Annotated in this window: 20 protein-coding genes and 2 pseudogenes; 7 read left to right on the top strand and 15 right to left on the bottom strand. The window is 63.2% G+C overall.

Going from position 1 to position 17,986, the window contains the following annotated elements; translation table 11 throughout:
• Positions 1 to 111 precede the first annotated feature (111 nt).
• On the top strand, positions 112 to 348 hold the full coding sequence (locus CQ13_RS35370) for a hypothetical protein (RefSeq protein WP_057847386.1): 237 nt from the start codon (positions 112 to 114) through the stop codon (positions 346 to 348).
• Between the two features lie 39 nt (positions 349 to 387).
• On the opposite strand, the pseudogene CQ13_RS35365 reads toward CQ13_RS35370, so the two are convergent.
• The 4 genes and pseudogenes from CQ13_RS35365 to dnaG form a co-directional block, all read right to left on the bottom strand.
• Positions 388 to 767, bottom strand: a pseudogene (locus CQ13_RS35365) (thiol-disulfide oxidoreductase DCC family protein).
• 6 nt (positions 768 to 773) lie between these two features.
• On the bottom strand, positions 774 to 2,885 hold the full coding sequence (gene rpoD / locus CQ13_RS35360) for an RNA polymerase sigma factor RpoD (protein ID WP_057847385.1): 2,112 nt from the start codon (positions 2,883 to 2,885) through the stop codon (positions 774 to 776).
• On the bottom strand, positions 2,854 to 3,024 hold the full coding sequence (locus tag CQ13_RS43820; protein WP_156434097.1) for a hypothetical protein: 171 nt from the start codon (positions 3,022 to 3,024) through the stop codon (positions 2,854 to 2,856). The genes rpoD and CQ13_RS43820 overlap by 32 nt, the downstream gene beginning before the upstream one ends.
• 199 nt (positions 3,025 to 3,223) lie before the next feature.
• Entirely contained in the window at positions 3,224 to 5,224 is a 2,001-nt protein-coding gene (dnaG, locus tag CQ13_RS35355; RefSeq protein WP_057847384.1) for a DNA primase, read from the bottom strand.
• A gap of 277 nt (positions 5,225 to 5,501) precedes the next feature.
• On the opposite strand from dnaG, the gene CQ13_RS35350 reads away from it, so the two are divergent.
• Positions 5,502 to 6,068: a chlorite dismutase family protein gene (locus CQ13_RS35350; RefSeq protein WP_057847383.1), complete on the top strand. Its 567-nt coding sequence runs from the start codon at positions 5,502 to 5,504 to the stop codon at positions 6,066 to 6,068.
• A 6-nt stretch (positions 6,069 to 6,074) separates the two neighbouring features.
• Here CQ13_RS35350 and CQ13_RS35345 read toward each other — a convergent pair whose 3' ends face one another.
• Positions 6,075 to 6,473, bottom strand: a complete 399-nt coding sequence (locus tag CQ13_RS35345) for a gamma-glutamylcyclotransferase family protein (RefSeq protein ID WP_057847382.1) — start codon at positions 6,471 to 6,473, stop codon at positions 6,075 to 6,077.
• A gap of 152 nt (positions 6,474 to 6,625) precedes the next feature.
• Here CQ13_RS35345 and CQ13_RS35340 point away from each other — a divergent pair, with 152 nt between their 5' ends.
• On the top strand, positions 6,626 to 7,477 hold the full coding sequence (locus CQ13_RS35340) for an N-formylglutamate amidohydrolase (RefSeq protein ID WP_057847381.1): 852 nt from the start codon (positions 6,626 to 6,628) through the stop codon (positions 7,475 to 7,477).
• Positions 7,478 to 7,499: 22 nt separating this feature from the next.
• On the opposite strand, the gene CQ13_RS35335 is transcribed toward CQ13_RS35340, so the two are convergent.
• From CQ13_RS35335 to CQ13_RS35325, 3 genes are all read right to left on the bottom strand, one after another.
• Entirely contained in the window at positions 7,500 to 8,117 is a 618-nt protein-coding gene (locus tag CQ13_RS35335; RefSeq protein WP_057847380.1) for a LysE family translocator, read from the bottom strand.
• 111 nt (positions 8,118 to 8,228) lie between these two features.
• Positions 8,229 to 8,783 (bottom strand): hypothetical protein, encoded by a 555-nt coding sequence (locus tag CQ13_RS35330; protein WP_057847379.1) that lies wholly within the window; start codon positions 8,781 to 8,783, stop codon positions 8,229 to 8,231.
• A gap of 10 nt (positions 8,784 to 8,793) precedes the next feature.
• Entirely contained in the window at positions 8,794 to 10,239 is a 1,446-nt protein-coding gene (locus CQ13_RS35325) for an LVIVD repeat-containing protein (protein ID WP_057847378.1), read from the bottom strand.
• A 120-nt stretch (positions 10,240 to 10,359) separates the two neighbouring features.
• On the opposite strand from CQ13_RS35325, the gene CQ13_RS35320 reads away from it, so the two are divergent.
• From CQ13_RS35320 to CQ13_RS44805, 4 genes are all read left to right on the top strand, one after another.
• Entirely contained in the window at positions 10,360 to 10,674 is a 315-nt protein-coding gene (locus tag CQ13_RS35320; protein WP_057847377.1) for an ArsR/SmtB family transcription factor, read from the top strand.
• A complete protein-coding gene (locus tag CQ13_RS35315; RefSeq protein WP_057847376.1) occupies positions 10,667 to 11,134 on the top strand; it encodes an SRPBCC family protein in 468 nt (155 codons plus the stop codon). Before CQ13_RS35320 ends, CQ13_RS35315 begins: the two co-directional genes overlap by 8 nt.
• Positions 11,131 to 11,643, top strand: a complete 513-nt coding sequence (locus CQ13_RS35310; protein ID WP_057847375.1) for an SRPBCC family protein — start codon at positions 11,131 to 11,133, stop codon at positions 11,641 to 11,643. Before CQ13_RS35315 ends, CQ13_RS35310 begins: the two co-directional genes overlap by 4 nt.
• Positions 11,644 to 11,726: 83 nt before the next feature.
• Positions 11,727 to 12,278 (top strand): ATP-binding protein, encoded by a 552-nt coding sequence (locus tag CQ13_RS44805; protein ID WP_057847374.1) that lies wholly within the window; start codon positions 11,727 to 11,729, stop codon positions 12,276 to 12,278.
• 123 nt (positions 12,279 to 12,401) lie between these two features.
• Here CQ13_RS44805 and CQ13_RS35300 read toward each other — a convergent pair.
• The 7 genes and pseudogenes from CQ13_RS35300 to CQ13_RS35270 all read right to left on the bottom strand — a co-directional run.
• Positions 12,402 to 12,638: pseudogene (locus CQ13_RS35300) on the bottom strand (DUF2189 domain-containing protein); the annotation flags it as partial.
• Between the two features lie 25 nt (positions 12,639 to 12,663).
• Positions 12,664 to 13,107 carry a hypothetical protein gene (locus CQ13_RS35295; RefSeq protein WP_057847372.1) on the bottom strand — a complete coding sequence of 148 codons (444 nt, stop codon included), beginning with the start codon at positions 13,105 to 13,107 and terminating at the stop codon, positions 12,664 to 12,666.
• Between the two features lie 2 nt (positions 13,108 to 13,109).
• Positions 13,110 to 13,478, bottom strand: coding sequence for a YybH family protein (locus CQ13_RS35290; protein WP_057847371.1), 369 nt, complete (start codon positions 13,476 to 13,478; stop codon positions 13,110 to 13,112).
• An 80-nt stretch (positions 13,479 to 13,558) separates the two neighbouring features.
• On the bottom strand, positions 13,559 to 14,029 hold the full coding sequence (locus tag CQ13_RS35285; RefSeq protein WP_057847370.1) for a MarR family transcriptional regulator: 471 nt from the start codon (positions 14,027 to 14,029) through the stop codon (positions 13,559 to 13,561).
• 19 nt (positions 14,030 to 14,048) lie between these two features.
• Positions 14,049 to 15,659, bottom strand: a complete 1,611-nt coding sequence (locus tag CQ13_RS35280) for an acyl-CoA synthetase (protein WP_057847369.1) — start codon at positions 15,657 to 15,659, stop codon at positions 14,049 to 14,051.
• Positions 15,660 to 15,798: 139 nt separating this feature from the next.
• Positions 15,799 to 17,325: an FAD-dependent oxidoreductase gene (locus CQ13_RS35275; RefSeq protein WP_057847368.1), complete on the bottom strand. Its 1,527-nt coding sequence runs from the start codon at positions 17,323 to 17,325 to the stop codon at positions 15,799 to 15,801.
• Between the two features lie 92 nt (positions 17,326 to 17,417).
• Positions 17,418 to 17,873 (bottom strand): GatB/YqeY domain-containing protein, encoded by a 456-nt coding sequence (locus tag CQ13_RS35270; RefSeq protein ID WP_057847367.1) that lies wholly within the window; start codon positions 17,871 to 17,873, stop codon positions 17,418 to 17,420.
• Between the last annotated feature and the right edge of the window lie 113 nt (positions 17,874 to 17,986).

The following is a 17,986-nucleotide window of genomic DNA, read 5'->3' as shown; positions in this document are numbered from 1 at the left end:
GCAAGGCGGTTATAGACAAATCGCCTCACCGGCGTGGCCGCAGGGCCCAGATCGGCGCGCAGCGAGGGTGATTTGCTTTGACAGCGGCGGCTCTATCGAGGACAAGCCCGCATGGCCAAGAAACCCGGGACCAATCCCAAAGGCGAGTTCGCCTTTTTCAATGTCGTCTATGAGGATGACTCGCAACGCTCCAACCGACGCGTGCCTGCCGAATTGCTCGGCGGGCTCGATGGCGACGAGCCGGCGCGCGGCTACATCATGGAGCAGGACCGCGAAATCGCCGAGAAATCCGGCCGCACGCCACTGGCGATCAAGAGCATCAGCCGGGTCGGGGCGAAGAAGAAGTAGGGCGCCGCGGCCTAGGCCATTCGGGAGCAACGGCGGCGCTCACCAACGCCCCTTCCGCTTGTTCCAGGCAAACAGCAGGTCGGCAAACCGGTCATAGATAAACCGCGTGACCGGCAGCAACAGGCGATGCCGAACAGCGAGGCCAGCCATCTCTCGCCCGGCGTTATCCGCCAAGTCGCGATCGCGACATCGGCGCCGACGATCGGGCGGCCGGTCTCATCCCTCGCATGCAGGCGGCGACGCACGTCGTCGAGCGACGCGCCGTATGCTACGAGCGCGTCGGGTTACTCGTTGATATCCTCGAAGGAGATGTGGCCGGCGCGGACGGCCTGAAGCAGCTTGTTGCGTTGCCAGTCGATGCCGGCGTCGCAGACGGGGCAGCGCGTGTTGTACCAGACAACAAGGCGATGCCCCGTCATGATCGATTAGTTATCGAGGAACGACCGCAGCTTCCGGCTCCTGGACGGATGCTTCAGCTTGCGCAGCGCCTTCGCCTCGATCTGACGAATACGCTCTCTCGTTACCGAGAACTGCTGGCCGACTTCTTCCAACGTGTGGTCGGTGTTCATGCCGATGCCGAAGCGCATGCGGAGCACGCGTTCTTCGCGCGGGGTGAGCGAGGCCAGCACCCGCGTGGTGGTTTCGCGCAGGTTGGACTGGATCGCGGCATCGATGGGCAGGATCGCATTCTTGTCCTCGATGAAATCGCCGAGGTGTGAATCTTCTTCATCACCAACGGGCGTCTCCAGCGAGAGCGGCTCCTTGGCGATCTTCAGAACCTTGCGGACCTTCTCCAGGGGCATGCCGAGCTTTTCGGCGAGCTCTTCCGGGGTCGGCTCGCGGCCGATCTCGTTGAGCATCTGGCGGCTGGTGCGCACGATCTTGTTGATGGTCTCGATCATGTGCACGGGGATGCGGATGGTGCGGGCCTGATCGGCGATCGAGCGCGTGATCGCCTGCCGGATCCACCACGTGGCGTAGGTCGAGAACTTGTAGCCGCGGCGATACTCGAATTTATCAACCGCCTTCATCAACCCGATGTTGCCTTCCTGGATCAGGTCGAGGAACTGCAGGCCGCGGTTGGTGTACTTCTTGGCGATCGAGATCACGAGGCGGAGATTGGCCTCGACCATTTCCTTCTTGGCCTGGCGCGCCTCGCGCTCGCCCTTCTGCACGCCGTGCACGATCTTGCGGAATTCGCCGATCTCAAGACCCGTCAGCGCCGCCAGCGACTGAATCTCGTGGCGCAGCTCCTTGATGCGGTCCTTCTCGTGATGGACGAAATTCTTCCAGCCCTTGGCCGATAATTTCGAGACACGGTTGAGCCAGCGCGGATCGAGCTCCGAGCCCTGGTAGTTGCGCAAAAAGTCCTCGCGCGCGACGCCGTGGCTGTCGCCGAGGCGCAAGAGGCGGCCCTCGAACGAGACCAGCTTCTTGTTGATGTCGTAGAGCTGCTCGACGAGGGAATCGATGCGGGCCTGGTTCAGCCGCAGCGACTTCACCTCGACGATGATCTCGTCCTTCAGCTTCTTGTACTTGCGCTCCTGCGAGGGCGAGAGCGACTCGCTCTGAAGCTGGTTGGCGATATCCTGCTCCTGCAGGCGGCGCAGCTTCTTGTATTCGGAGGCGATCTTGTCGAAGGTCTCGACCACCTTCGGCTTCAGCTCGGCCTCGATGGCAGCCAGCGACATCTGGTTTTCGAACTCGTCGTCGTCCATGTCGCCTTCGGCGGCAGCTTCCGCGGGATCCTTCTCCTCGGTCTCCGCATCGCCCGCAGGGGCTGTACGGAACGGGGTCGGCGCGGGGGGCGCTGCCGGCGGCGCGACATGCGCGGGCGCGGCCTCGCCGTTGGCGGCCTGGCCGTCGCCTGCGGGGGCGGCGATCATCGCCGGGTTCATGTTGTTCTTGGCGTCAGGGCCGGCGTAGGTGGCTTCGAGATCGATGATGTCGCGAAGGAAGATCTTTCCTTCGTTGAGCTCGTCGCGCCAGATGATGATGGCCTGGAAGGTCAAGGGGCTCTCGCAGAGACCCGCAATCATCGCCTCGCGGCCGGCCTCGATGCGCTTGGCGATCGCGATTTCGCCTTCGCGCGACAAGAGTTCGACCGTGCCCATCTCGCGCAGATACATGCGGACGGGATCGTCGGTGCGCTCGCCGGGCTCGGACTTCTTGACTTCGGTGACAGCCTTCGCCGTGACCTCGACAAGCTCGTTGTCGGTGTCGTCGTCGGCCTCTTCCTTCTCGGCCTCCTCGTCGGCCTCCTCGGCCTCGGAGACGTTGATGCCCATGTCCGAGAGCATCGACATGATGTCCTCGATCTGCTCGGGCGAGGTGGTGTCGGAGGGCAATACTTCGTTGAGCTGATCGAAGGTCACGAAGCCGCGCTTCTTGGCCTGCTTGATCATCTTCTTGACCGCGGCATCCGTCAGGTCGAGCAACGGCGACGGCGCATCGGGGCTATCCTTCTCAGGGGCGTCCGCTGCCTTGTCGTCTTTTTCCTTGTCCTTAACCTGCAGCGTCTTTGCCTTGGTGGCCATTCATCAAGCTCCCGAAACGCGCTTCATGCGGGCGTGCGTCGCCGCCCGCGCTCTTCAACTCAATTCGTTCGAGATGACGTCGTTCGATCGTCATCTCGCTCTGTTCATTCGCCTTCGCATGATCGGTCGAAAGCGGCACCCGCTTTTCCGCACCATGGTTACGACGCGCAAAGGGCGGCGCAGACCGTCGCCACCCCTGCCTTCCGCATCACCGGTTCTGTCTTTCGTAGCCCGAACGCCCTTAAGCTTTGCTTAACCCTGTTTTTGCCGCCAAATCATGGATTTGGCGAGTCTTTTCGCGGGCTCAGCCAAGGCCGTCCGCATCATTTTTTCAATCGTCAAACGCTTTTGCGGAACCGGCCCGAAAGCTCGCCAAAACCCTCAATCAGGGCCTCGGTGCCGTCGAGGGAGTCCAGCCGGGCGCCGACATCCTTCAGCCACGCCAGATTGGCCTCGCTGGTCTCCTCGGCCAATGCCAGTTCGGCATCTTTCTTCTCCCTAAGTAGGGCGTGCGTTTTCTGATGCAAGACAACGAGTTGCTGCCAAGTGGCCAAAACGTCCTCGCGGGCCGCGCCGGGCCTCGCGGCCCACACCGCCACCGTCGTGATCGCCCGCTCAACTCGTTGAAGAACCTCGCCTAATCCTCGGGCCTCGAGATCGGCGCGCATTTTTTCGGCCTGCTCCTCGACGTCGGGAGAATGGTGATGGTCGTTGGCGAAGGCGGCGATAATGCCGGCGCGGAGCTTGTTGGCTTCGGGATGCGCCAGTTCCAGGGCGGCCACTTCCTCCAGATGATCGTGCAGCAGCCAGGGATGGTTAATCAGGGATTGCAGGATCAAGGCCTCGCGGCGGGACATCGCGCTGCGCTGGCCGCGCATGATCGGGCTGGTCGCAAGCTGGGGGCTCGCCGCCTGGTAGGGGCCGGGGGCAATTCCTGAAGCTATCCCCAGCGGGCGGCCGCGGGGGGCGAATCGGCCGGCCGAGCCCGCCCCGCGCGGGGCAAACGTGCGGGGTGATTCGGGGCGGCCGGTCCGGAAATTACCCCGGCCGTAACCGCCCCGGCCGGCATCGGGCGCAAAGGTGCGCTGCAGGCGCTCGGCGAGATCCTGGCGGTAATAGCGGCGCACGACCTCGTCGCGGATACCGTTAGAGAGTTCGTTGATACGCGCTTCCAGCGCGGCGCGCCGTTCGGGAGTCGCAAACGTGCCGCCCTCGATCTCGCGCGACCAGATCATGTCGGCGAGCCCGCGCGCGGCACCGATCACCTCCTCGACTGCGACCCGGCCCCCGGTGCGGGCGAGGTCGTCGGGGTCCTGCCCCTCCGGCAGCAGCGCGAAGCGCAGGCTTTTGCCGGGCGCGAGATTGGGCAGCGCGAGGTCGGCGGCGCGGTACGCTGCTTTTTGCCCGGCGCGGTCGCCGTCGAAGCAGAGGATCGGCTCGTCCGCCATCTTCCAGAGCAGCGCGAGCTGGTTTTCGGTCAAGGCCGTACCAAGCGGCGCCACCGCACCAGCAAAGCCCGCGGTGACCATGGCGATGACGTCGACATAGCCTTCGACCACGATCAGCGGCGAGCCGTCATGCGCCGCCTGTCGCGCGGGGCCAAGGTTGTAGAGATTGTCGCCCTTGTGAAACAGCGGGGTTTCCGGCGAGTTCAAATATTTTGCCGGAACGTCCTTTTCCAGCGCACGGCCACCGAAGGCGATAACGCGGCCTCTGGCGTCGGCGATCGGAAACATCACGCGGTCGCGGAAGCGGTCGTAAGGAACGGGAATATCATCGCCGCCGATCAATAGCCCCGCTTCCACCATGTCCTCGGTGGAAATGCCCTGCGCGCCCAGATGCTCCTTCAGCGCAAAGCGCTCGCCCGGGGCATAGCCGAGGCGAAACTGCAATTGCGTCGCCGACGAAATGCCGCGGTCGCCGAGATAGCCGCGCGCCTTGGCACCGTTTCGCGAGGCCAGCGTATCGGCAAAGAATTTTGCCGCGAGTTCCATCACGTCATGCAGCGTCTTGCGGCGCTGCTCGTGGCGCGCGGCATCTGGCGTTGCCGCCGGCAGCGGCAGGCCGGCCATGGCGGCGAGGCGCTCGACAGCCTCGGGAAACGAGACGCCTTCCGTCTCCATGACGAAGTCGAAAATGTTGCCGTGCTTGCCGGTCGAGAAGTCGTGGTAAAACTGCTTCTGGTCGTTGACCGTGAAGGAGGGTGTCTTCTCCTGCTGGAACGGCGACAACCCCTTAAACTCCCGCCCTGCCCTCTTCAGCTTGACGCGCCGGCCCACGACTTCCGAAACCGGAAGCCGGGCGCGCAGTTCTTCGAGAAATTGGGGCGTGAAGCGCATGGATGGAGTTTTTGCCGAATCGCAGGGCCGTGCCAACCGACCATGGATATAGGGCCGGGCCGCTAAAATACGAAGTTTGTCGGGATTCGCGCCCGCTATTCACAGGACCGAATTCGGCAAATCTCTCCTCGTCATGGCCGGGCTTGTCTCGGCCATCCACGTCTTTGCTCACCAGTGGCAAGAAAGACGTGGATGCCCGGGACAAGCCCGGGCATGACGGAGTGTGCGGCCCGCGACGGCGCTTGAATCGCCGCCAGTTCCGCGCTTCCATGTCCGCATGTTCACGATCTTCCGGGGTGGCAGGAGCGGGGCGTGGCGGGTGACGCGGTTTGCGCCGGTCAAGGGCGCGTCGCTTTCGCCGACGCCTTCGTTATCGGTCGTGCATTCGCTGTCGATCACGCTACCGATCCTGCCCTCGCCGACCTCGTGGCGGCTCGCCGGCTTCGCCAGCCATCTGCGCTATACCGAGCGCGCCGAGAAGACGCAGCTTGACGCCGTGCGGGCCGAGATCGGCCGACCTGAGGCGACTTTTGCGGCGCTGATCCCGATCAAGAAATCGGCGGCGTGGTGGGAGCTGACGCAGGAGGAGCGGCGGCAGATCTTTGAGGACCGATCCCACCACATCGCCGACAGCCTGAAATACCTGCCGGCGATTGCCCGCCAACTCTATCACAGCCGCGACCTCGGCGAGCCCTTCGACTTCCTGACCTGGTTCGAATACGCGCCCGGGGATGCCGACGCGTTCGAGGAGTTGGTCCGCATGCTGCGCGCGACCGAGGAATGGCGCTATGTCGAGCGCGAGGTCGATATCAGACTGGAGCGCGAGCGGCTTGATGCGGGCTGACTCGTCCTAGTTCTCCAGAAATTTCCCCGAGGCGATGCGCGGCAGGCCGGCGACCGGCCAGTTGTAGACATAGGTCCACGCCTCGCCGGCAGTGCCGTCTTGCAGCGACAGCGGCAGCATGCGGCGGATGTATTCGGTCGGCTCCGGAAACCCGGCGCCGCAGGCCTCATACATGTCGAACTCAGCCAGCAACGCGTCGCGATCGCGCAAACGATAGAGTTCGCCGAACACGACGTCGTTGGCGTCATCCGACAGCACCAGCCCCGGATAATGCTTGATGAGATAGAGCCGGCCACGGCAGGTGGCGGTGCCCAAAAAATCCGCACTGCGCGACAATAGCTGCGCCATCGGATGGTCGAAGCCGCGCATCAGCGTGCCGTAGACGAACAGTCGATCTGAAATCATGGAATTTCTATGTCATTGCGCGCGAAGCGATGCAATCCGCCGGGCGGCCTGTCACCGAAACGGCGTTGTGGGGAAGCATCCGGAGCGCATCGTCAACGATCATCGATTCTGATACGTCTCATCGAGCAGCAACGCTCTCCGAGGGAACTACGTTGAACGACGCCGCCGGCCCCGCTTTGCTCCTCAGCGCCGAGGACGTTCCTCCGGTCCATGAATTTAACGCCGCCGGCCGCTCGCCCTTTCTGCTCACATGCGATCATTATGGAAGACTCATTCCGCGCGTGCTCGGTGACCTCGGCCTGCCCGAGCGCGAACTGACACGCCATATCGCCTGGGACATCGGCATTGCCGGCGTCGCGGAAGCGCTCTCAAGACATCTCGATGCCCATCTGATCGTGCAGCGTTACTCACGGCTTGTCATCGACTGCAACCGCCCGCCGCACGTCGCAAGTTCGATCCCGCGCATCAGCGAGGCGACCACGATCCCCGGCAATGAAGGCATTTCGCGCGAGGCCGCCGCGATACGGCGCGCGCAGATGTTCGATCCCTACCACCGGCGCATCGACGAAATCATCGACCAGCGCGGAAACGCTGCCATGCCGACGGTGCTGGTGGCGCTGCATAGTTTCACGCCCGTCTATGCCGGGATTGTACGGCCCTGGCACATCGGCACGCTCTACCACCGCGACAAGCATCTGCCGCCGCGCTTGCTGCAAGCGTTGCGCGCCGAGGGCGATCTGGTGGTCGGCGACAACGAGCCTTATGCGGTCAGCGACGAGACCGACTACACGATCCCCGTGCATGGCGAGGCGCGCGGGCTGATGAATACAGGGATCGAAATCCGTCAGGATTTGATCTCGGATCCCGCCGGCGAGAAAGCCTGGGCGGAGCGGTTGGCGCGGATTCTGGGGGAGGTCGAGGAGATGTTGCGCAAGCAGCAATTGATCGCGTCTCGCCAAGGCAATGGTCGCGTTCCCTTGCAGCTCGCGGCCGATCGGGACTAGCTACATCACATAAATCGCGAGCTTACCGCGCCCGCGTCAGCGCTAGCCAGATGCCGCCGCCGATCATGAAGCCGCCGGAGACGCGCGACACCAGCCGCGTCCGCTGCTTGGAGAAGAACATTCGCGCGCGGCCGGCCAATAGCGCGTAGACGGCGTCGGTCGAGGCGGCGATCACCATGAAGGTGATGCCGAGCAGCGCCACTTGCGGGAAATGGTCCTTCTCCATGTCCATGAACTGCGGAATGAACGCGCCGAAGAACACCAGCACCTTCGGATTGGACAGCAGCACCAGAAGGCCCTGCAGGAAAAATCCGCCGCGCGGCGGCGGTGGCGGCTCGTCGGCGTTGACGCCTTCCGCAGGCTGCCAGATCATCTTGATGCCGAGCCATATCAGATAGGCGGCGCCGGCAAAGCGCACCCAGTCGAACCAGTAGCCCATTGTCGCCATCAGCGACGTCAGCCCGACCGCGACGATGCCGATCACGATGGCAAGGCCCGTTTGCGCACCGGCGCAATTGATCAGCGCCGCGCGCGTGCCGTGCCGCAGGCCGTTCGCGATCAGCAGCGTGACGACGGGACCCGGCAACAGCGCGAGCGCAATGCAGGCGGCGACGAAGGCGAGATAGACCTGAAGGGACATGAGGGAACTCGGTGGGTGAGCGGTTACGTCATTATGCATGCGGGCGCGAAAGATGGAAGCCGCGCTTCTGCTCCCTCTCCCCGCTCTTCGCGGGGACGAGAATGCGCGGCGCTACCGTCCCTCCATCGCGGCCATCATCCACCGCGTCATTTCAGTTTCGCCAAGCAACGCCAGCGCCTCCCGCCGCACTCTCACCGCGTTGCCCTTGCCATGCGCGACTGCGACAAGCAGGTCGCAGCGGCGCGACACCGCGATGCCGATGGCGGCATGCCGCGTGCCACCGGTCATTTTGAGGTCATAGGCGCGGCTACGTCCCGGCATATCGGCGACACTGATCACATCGCCCGCTTGGATCGGCGTAAAGTGTTCGCTGATCAAATCAACATCCGCGACGCGGTCGACTTCGTCGTCGTCGGCGACGCCGCGGTCGCAATTGCAGAAGCCGATTTTCGGCCGAACGTATACCTCGATGCCATCGCCGCACGACGCGCCGCGGCAACGAAAGGCGCGTCCCGCGGGCCAGCCATCGCGCGGGAACGACCAGGCGATCTCCTGCCACGAGCCTTTCTGTTCGCCTTGGCGCGGCACGATGTGCTGGTAGGCCGCGGCGCCCGACAACGCGCCGAGCGCGGCGGCCGCAACAACGATGACAGGCCATCGACGCATCACCGTCTCATCACGGCAGGCCGGCGACGGCGCGCGCCGGGCCGGTCAGTTCCAGGATGTGCAGGCCGGTATTGGCGCGATCGACGATGTAGATGTAGCCGCGCGCGTCGGTTTCGACATTGTTGGTCTGGATCGCGACCTTGCAGCGATCCTTGTCGTCGATCTTGACGCAGCGCTTGTCGGTCGCGGCCGTGATTGACGGGATGAAATAGCCGAGCTCACTGGGATGATAGGGATCGCGAATGTCGAGCGCGCGAACGCCGGCATTAAAGAAGGCGATGAAGGCCATCTTCTTGTAGAAAACCGGCGCCATGCTCTCGTTGGAGGAATGCGCGCCGAACCGCCCGCCTCGCGAGCAGAACGATCCGCTCGCCTCCGGCACCGTATAGTTCGAGATCATCATCGGCCGGTTCTCGACCGTGATATCGGCAAACCACACCATCTGCCGCGGCTCATTGCATTCGTTCAGGATCGCCTCATTGACGATCATGACGATGTCGCGGGTCTTGCCGTCTTTGTCTTTCGCGAATTCCGCAATCGGCATGCCCGGCATCGGAAACGTCGTGTGGGCGCCGTTGAAAGCCGACGTCGACAGTCGCCCAATTTCCGGCGAACGCAGATTGCCTGGGGTCGGCTCCTTGGGGCCGCGCAGCAGTTTCTCGCGATCGACGATCTGCAGGATTCCGCCCTTGTTGGTGCCGTAGCCGAAATAGACCCGGTTGCCGGAAGGCCCCGTCGAGATCGGCCCGTGCAGTTCGGTCGGCACCGCGCCCGTCGAGCCGGGCTCCTGGCCGGGAAGGCCGAAATCACGGATCTTCTGCGGGTTCGCGGGATCGGAGAGATCATAGACTTGCGTCATGCGGCGCGTTCGCCAGTCCGGCGCGCCCGACACCAGGAAAGCAATGCCGGTGTCGCACTCCCACCAGTTCTTGTGCGTGTCCTTTAATCCCGCAATCCGCGTGACCAGCACGGGATTGGCGGGATCGGCGACGTTCCAGATCTCATGTGCCGCGCCGCCGAAGGTCCGCAGCATATAGACCGCATTGCGATCGCCCTTTGGCAGGGCCTTGCCGTCGCAAATCCGCACCATCTGTGCGCCGCCCGCTTCATACTTGCCTTCCTGGCCCGGCAGGTGGCGCAAATATTTGGGTTGCGATGGATCGGTGACATCGACGACCGACGTGCCGTTCGGCTCGGCGTTGCCGGTCTGCGGATTGACCGGCGCTGGAATCTCGTCGCTGCCGCCGTGATGGCCGATATAGGCGATCCAGCGGTCGCCCTGATGATGAATGGTCGGCTGATAGGCGCTACGCGCCTGCAGATCGCTGGCTCCAACCAGCTTCATGTTGAGCGCTTCGGGAGGCGCGCCGATCACTTGCTGCTGCGCATTCGCAATGCCTGAGCCTGCAAGGAGATAAATCGAGAACAAGGCTGCGAGTTTGAGGCGACCGCTCATGTTCCACCCCGACTGTTCACGGCCAATCTGCGCTGGCTGCTTGCACGATAACATAGGCTGTGGTCCGCGCCCAACACACGCTCTTGACATGCAACCATTTGGTTGCCTATTATCCAAGCCATGGATGAAGTCTTCAAAGCGCTTGCCGATGCGTCGCGGCGCTCGCTGCTCGACAGGCTTCACGCCAAAAACGGACAGACGCTGAACGAGCTCTGTGACGGCCTCGCCATGACAAGGCAGGCGGTTACAAAACACCTTGGGGTTCTCGAAGCGGCTAACCTCGTCACCACGCTGAGGCACGGCCGCGAGAAACTGCACTACCTCAATCCGGTTCCGATCCATCAGATCGGCGAACGCTGGATCAAGAAATTCGAGCGCGGGAAACTCACCGCGCTCTCTGAGTTGAAACGACGGTTGGAGAAGCGTGATGAGTAAGCCGGAATTCGTCTACGTCATCTATATCGAGACCACGCCGGAGAAATTGTGGGAGGCACTGACGTCCAGCGAGTTCTCCAAACGCTACTGGTTCGGCACCGAGCTGAAATCCGACTGGAAGGTTGGTTCGTCGCTGGCGCTGGTCATGAACGGCACCACGACCGATACCGGGGAGATTCTCGAGGTCGATCGGCCGCGGCGGCTCTCCTACACTTTCAAGCACGTGACCAACGAGGCGTATCGCAACGAGAAGGCTACGAAGGTGGTCTTCACCATCGAGCAGCACGGCAGGTTCGTGAAGCTCACGCTCACGCATGAAGGTTTTGCAGAGGGCAGCAAGCTGTTGGACGGCATCTCCAAGGGATGGCCGGCCATTATGTCCAGCCTCAAGAGCCTGTTGGAATCCGGCACTGCGCTCGAAATTCCGGTTTCCGCTCTCGGCATCGAAGGTGTGTCATGAACGTCAAGAACTTCAAGCCTGCCATTGTCTACACCATCTACATCGCCTCGACGCCGGAGAAAGTGTGGGAGGCGCTGACGCAAGCGGAGTTTTCCAGGCAGTACTTCTCCGGCCAGGCGGTCGAGGTCGATCTCAGGGTCGGCGGCGCTTTCATCATGCGCACGCCGGACGGCGCGCTGCATATCTCGGGCGAGGTGATCGAGTGCGAACCGCTGAGGAAGCTCACCGTCACCTTCAACGTCAACTGGCCGGCGCTGCTCGAAAAGCTCGGGCCGACGCTCGTCACCTACGAGATCGAGCAGGCCGGCGATGTGGTCAAACTGACGATGCTACAATCGCATGACCGGGAGATCAGCGACGACATCCTGTCCGGCGGACGTACAGGCTGGCCCGCAATCCTGTCGAGCCTGAAGAGCCTGCTGGAGACCGGCAACGCGCTGACAATAAAGATGGAGCCGCCGGAGCGGATGCTGGCCGCGCTGAAGGAATTGGGGATCGGGACGCCGTAGGCTCGTCATCAGCTTTTCGTCGTCCCCCGCTCGGCGGCAAGCTGACGGTCGAGGTGCAGAATACGTCACTCGGTGAATCCGACGTGGACGTCAACGGCGAGGCGCATCCCGGCGATTATGTGATGATCGCCGTCACCGGCACCGGCATGACGGCCGAAGTCGCCAGCCGCGCCTTCGAGCCGTTCTTCACCACCAAGGAGGTGGGCAAAGGCACGGGTCTCGGCCTGAGCATGGTCTACGGATTCGCCCAGCAATCCGGCGAATCGATGCAGATGCGGTCCGAACCGGGGCACGGCACCGCGGTCAAGCTGTTCTTCCCCCGCGTTGGGACAATCCAGACGACCGCCGCGCCGTCCGCCGGACAGCCGGCCGCGGCAACCGGCAGCGAGACCATTCTCGTCGTCGAGGACGACGACATGGTGCGCCGCTATGTTGAAGGTGAATTGAAAGCGCTCGGCTATCGCGTCATCGTCACGCCCAATGCGCGCGACGCTCGAAATATTGCGCAGCCCGGAGAACATACATCTTCTGTTCACGGATGTCGTGATGCCCGGCGGCATGTTCGGAACCGAGCTTGCGAAGCAAGCAGCCCGCCTGCGGCCTCACTTGAAGATCCTCCTGACTTCCGACCATAGCGAACATCCCGTCGAGGCGACGGACGGCAGCGGCCGCGACGTGCGGATCCTCAACAAGCCCTACCGCCGGCACGATCTGGCATCGGTGCTGCGTTCGGTTTTGAAGGCGAGTTGATCGCTGCCCTACGCTGCCACCGGCGCGATGATACGGCGGTGGAGGTGCCACGTAGTGTGGCCGAGCACCGGCAGCGTCACCACGAGGCCGAGGAAGTACGGCATCGCCGATACCGCCAGCAGCACCACGATGAGGGCTGCCCAGCCGATCATCGGTACCGGACTGGTCACCACCGCGCGCACGCTCGTGATCATCGCGGCGACGAATTCGACGTCGCGGTCGAGCAGCAGCGGAAACGACACCAGCGGACGGCAGCGGCGGTTTCGCTGGTCAGGATCGGGACACCAGCAGAAGGGCCACGACAAGATTCGTCACGAACAGCAACGCATCAATGACAAAAATTCTGAGCATCGGGCCTTTCAACACCGGCCAATATGCCACCCCGACGCGTCCACCGCGCACCAGGACCGGAAGGTTGTAGGCGAACTGGCTGAAGTGACACGCGGCGAAGAACAGGAACAACGCCAGCTGCGCGTCATGCGCCTGAAAGAAGGGCGGCCGCAACAGCAGCAGATACAACGACAGAAGGCCGATCGGCAGATTGATCCCGCCCAGAAACGCCACGCTGGCCGACAAGGTCGGCGCGATCGGATTTCCGCGCTCCTCCCGGGGCACCAGTATCTTCAGCGTATTGCCTTGGGCAATGCTGAACTGGATGAATGCGGCGCCGAACCACAGCGTGTTGAGGAGCAGGGCGAAATCCGAAAATCGCATGGCTACTTTCCGTAGAAGGCCTCGCTACGCACCACACGACCGGTACCGTCGAAATCCATGAACTCGCTGGCGCGCGTGTCGCCAAGTTGCCACCAGACCGTCAGGCGCGCGATCGTATCGTCCCAGCTCCAGTTCAAAATTTTCAGATCGGCGCTCTTGATGCCGCCGTAAGCCTTCTGCCAGTAGGCGCGAATGTTCTCGGCGCCCGCGACCACCGGCGACTCCGTCAGTTTGAGCGCCAAGGGGCTGCGCATCTCTGCGTCCTCGGCGAAGTGCGAGACGACAGCGTCGATATCGACGTTGCACCAGTTCGTACACCACGCCTCGACGAAACGTGCCACGGCCGCCCGGTCCATTACCTGTCCGCTCATGCTCGCGCCCTCCCTCGGCGTACTGCCGGGAAGATGGCACAGGGCAATTCTAACGTCAACTATATTGACCTGAGAGCCGATCAGTTATTGTCGGCGATGACACCCATGACGGCCATCCACGCGGCAGCGCCAGGCGGGCCGACACGATCAAACGCTTCGCGCAGGACCTTGCGCTCGTAGCCCGACGCCCGTTGCTCAATTTGTTTTCCTGCTTCCGTCAACCGCAGCAATTTGGAGCGATGCTGTTCGGGCGACCGCTTCGATGTCAGCAGTTTACGCTGCAGCAACAGGTTGAGCGGCCGGTTCACGGCTTGCTTGGATATGCCGAGGATCTCAATCAGCGAGCCGATCGAGATGTCTGGCTGTCGCGCAACGACATAGAGAATGCGGTGATGCGGGCGCGACAGGCCAAGCGTCGCGAGATACTGGTCGGCCGTGAGCGTCATGCCGCGCCAGCCGTAATACATGAGCTCGAGCGCAGCGTCCAAATCGTGGAGCTTCGTGAGCGAGGCGCGATGCAGGCCCGCAGCGCGCTTAGCGGCTTTCTTCATTCGTCCCTCGAAGCCGAAATCATCCCAGCGCCCGCAACTCGCGCCGCAGCACCTTTCCCGTCGCAGTCATCGGCAGCGTGTCGGCGAACTGCACGAAGCGCGGGTATTCGTGGGCGGCGAGTTGCACTTTCACGAACTCCTGGATTTCGCGCGCCAGCGCATCGCTCGCGGCAAAGCCCGGGCGCAGTACGATCCAGGCCTTGATGGATTCGGTACGGATCGGATCGGGTATGCCGACCACCGCCGACATCGCCACGGCCGGATGCTTCATCAGCGTATGTTCGATCTCGGAAGGGCCGACGCGATAGCCGGCGGTGGTAATCACGTCGTCCTCGCGGCTGACGTACCAGAAATAGCCGTCCTCATCCTGCACGCCGAGATCGCCGGTCAGCAAAAATTCGCCGGCATATTTCTTCGCGGTCGCGTCCGGATTCTTCCAATATTCGAGCATGGTGCAGGGGCACGGCTGGCGCACGCCGATGACGCCGCGCTCACCCCTGGGCAATTCCTCGCCGCGATCGTTGACGATGCGGACGTCGAAGCCGGGTGTCGCCTTGCCCATCGAGCCGGGGCGGATCGGAAACAGGTTCGAGTTGCTGCCGATCACGAGGTTGCATTCGGTCTGGCCGAACACTTCATGCGCGTCGATGCCGAAAGTTTCGCGCACCCAGCCGAGCAATTCGCCGCCGAGCGATTCACCGCCGGTAAAAATGCTGCGCAGTTTTACGCCGGAATTTTTCACGCCGGCCTGCCGCATCAGTTTCAGCGCGGTCGGCGGCAGGAACGTGTTGCGGATGCTTAAGTCCGCCATCATCGCCATCGCTGCCTGCGGCTCGAATTTGCGCGCGCGATGGCCGACCAGGGGAATGCCGTGATACCAGAACGCCAGCAGGCCGTTGATCAGCCCGCCGATCCAGGCCCAGTCGGCCGGTGTCCACATCAGGTCGCCGGGCCGCGGCAAGAAGTTGTGGCACATCTCGACATTCGGCAGATGGCCGAGCACCACGCGATGCGCATGCAGCGCGCCCTTCGGATTGCCTGTGGTGCCGGAGGTGTAGATGATCAAGGCGGGATCGTCGGCTGCGGTATCCACGGAGGCAAAATCCGGCGACGCGGCCTTCAGCGAGGACCAGAACGGCTTTGTGCCGGCAGGCGCGCGGTCGCCGATGACGTAAACGTTCTTTAGCTCGGGAAGACGATCGCGGATTTTCGCAAGCTTCTCCCAGCCGGCCTCGTCGGTAACGACAGCCTTGGCCTCGGAATTCGACAGGCGGAACTCGAGCGCGTCCTCGCCGAACAGCGCGAACAGCGGGATCGAGATCATGCCGGAGCGAAACGCGGCGAAATGCGCGATCGGCAATTCAAGCGATTGCGACAGGAACACCGCCACGCGGTCGCCGCGCGACAGGCCGTCGGCCTTCAGCACGTTGGCAAAACGGCGCGACTGCTCGGCGACCTCGTCGAAGGATGTGCGCGTCGTGGCGCCGCCCTCGTCGACATAGATCAGCGCCAGCCGGCCTGAGCCATCGGCATGCCGGTCACAGCACGCGGTTGCCATGTTGAAGCGAGCGGGAATGTCCCAGCGGAAGTTGCGGTAGAGCTCGTCGTAGGTTGAGGCTTCGGTGAGCATGTTGGGCGACCCATCCCTAACGTCCATCATGGACCGGCTTGTTGCCGGCCATCAACGTTCTTGCTTGCCGCGAGTTTAAAGGCGTGGATGCCCGGCACAAGCCCGGGCATGACGCGGAGCGAGGTTTTGCAGCCCTGACTTATGGCGCCCGCGCCTTCTCCATCGCAAGCTCTGCCTCGAGGCTTGCGACGTCCCGATAGATCGAGGCGACGGCGAGCACGCGGCCGTTGCGCTTGTACTGCAGCAGGCAATCCTTGCGGGGGATGTCGCCGTCGACGGTGATTTCGTCCCACTTCTCGGCGTAACCGATATAATTGATCGGCACATCGTAGTGCTGGCTCCAGAAAAACGGCACCGCATGGAACGGCTCGCGCTGCCCGAGCATGTTTCGTGCCGCGGTCTGGCCCTGACGCTCGGCCACTACCCAATGTTCGACACGAATGGTCTCAAGGGAATGCGGATCGGGCCAGCGCGCAATGTCGCCCGCGGCATAGATGCCGGGGACGCTGGTTTCCAGGTAGGCATTGACCGTGACGCCGCGATCGACCGCCAGCCCGGCCTGCTCGGCCAATTCAAGGCGCGGACGCACGCCGACGCCGACTATCACGATATCGGCGTCGATCGCGCCGCCGCTTTTCAGCGTCGCGCGCTTGCCGTCGATCCCGGTTACGGTGTCGCCGAGATGGAAGATGACGCCGTGCTCTTCATGCAGGGCACGAACGAAGTCGCCCATCTCCGACCCCAGCACGCGCTCCATCGGCCGCTGCTCGAGGCCTACGACATGAACCTCGATATTTCTGGCGCGCAGCGACGCCGCGACTTCGAGCCCGATAAAGCTCGCGCCGATCACGACCGCGCGTCGCGCGCCGCCGGCCGATGCAATGATGGCGCGGGAATCGGCCAGCGAGCGCAGCACGTGGACGTTTGGCTGATCTGCGCCCGGTATCGGCAGGCGCACCGGCTCCGCGCCGGTCGCCAGCAGCAAGCGGTCGTAGGGGATGGTCTCGCCGCCTGATGTGACGACATGGCGCGCGTTGGGATCGATTGATGTGACCTCGGTGTTGAGCCGCAGGTCGATCTTCGCCTCGGCGTAGAAATCATTCGGCCGCAGCGGCACCCAGTCCTCCGGCGCGCTGCCGGCGAGATAGTCTTTTGACAGGTTCGGCCGGTCTACCGGTGCCGCCGCGTCATGGCTCAGCATCACGATGCTGCCGTGATAATCCTGCCGCCGCAGCATCTCGGCGGCGGCAAAGCCCGCCGCGCCACCACCTATGATCACGATCCGGCTGGGCGCATCGGTGACGCCTTTCACCTGTGGCTTGGGCTGTTCACGCTTCTCCCGAACGAAGATGCGACCGTCTTGCTGCTCGACCTTCCACACCGCGACCGGACTGAGCGCCGGCGCCCGGACGGCCTCGCCGGTGCGCAAATCGAAACAGGCGTGGTGCCAGGGGCAACGGATGCCCTCGCCTGTGACGAGGCCCTCCGCGAGCGGCCCGTGATAATGGGTGCAATGCGCACCGATCGCGAAGAGCTCCGAGCCCGAACGCACCAGCAGCACTTCATCGTCGCCGACATGGCCGAGCAACATATCCCCTGCGAACTCGGACGGGGCTACGCCCTTTGACAGATCGGGACCAGCGGGCAGAGCTTGCTGATCAGCCATGCCTTCCTCCGCTCTCGTTGCGCTACGTCATCACTCCGAGTTTGAACTCATTCGATGTTTCATCAGCGCGAAGGTTCCCGAGCGTAAAAAATTTATCCAGTCAGCGCCGCCTTCACCAAACCGCTGGCCTTGCCGAAATCCATCTGCCCGGCGAATTTCGCACGCAGCACGCCGATCACCTTGCCCATGTCCTTCATGCTGGCGGCGCCGGTCTCGGCGATGGCAGCCGAGATCGCGGCCTTCACCTCGTCATCCGACATCTGCTTCGGCAGATAGGCGGAGATCACCGCGATCTCCTCGCGCTCCTGCGCGGCGAGCTCGGCGCGGCCGCCCTTGTCGTAGAGCTCGACCGATTCCTGGCGCTGCTTGATCATCTTCTGCAGCACGCCGAGCACGTCGGCGTCCGACAGCGGCGGCTTGCCCTGCCCGCGCGCATCGATGTCGGCATTCTTGATGGTCGAATTGACCATGCGCAGCGTCGAGAGCTTGCGCTCGTCCTTCGCCCTCATGGCGTCCTTGACCGCATTGTTGATGTCGTCGCGCAGCATGGTTGCCTCACTAAAAATGGTGCCGCCGGAAGATGCCGGGTATGTAACGATTCCCCCTATATAGGACGGGAACGACCAGGATCGGCAGTCGAATTGCCCTGCCGGTTCCAGAT

Origin of the sequence: Bradyrhizobium retamae (assembly GCF_001440415.1) — a bacterium.
Classification (GTDB): Bacteria; Pseudomonadota; Alphaproteobacteria; order Rhizobiales; family Xanthobacteraceae; genus Bradyrhizobium; species Bradyrhizobium retamae.
The sequence above is the reverse complement of the archived record's forward strand: the minus strand, read 5'-3'. Positions and strand labels throughout refer to the sequence as shown.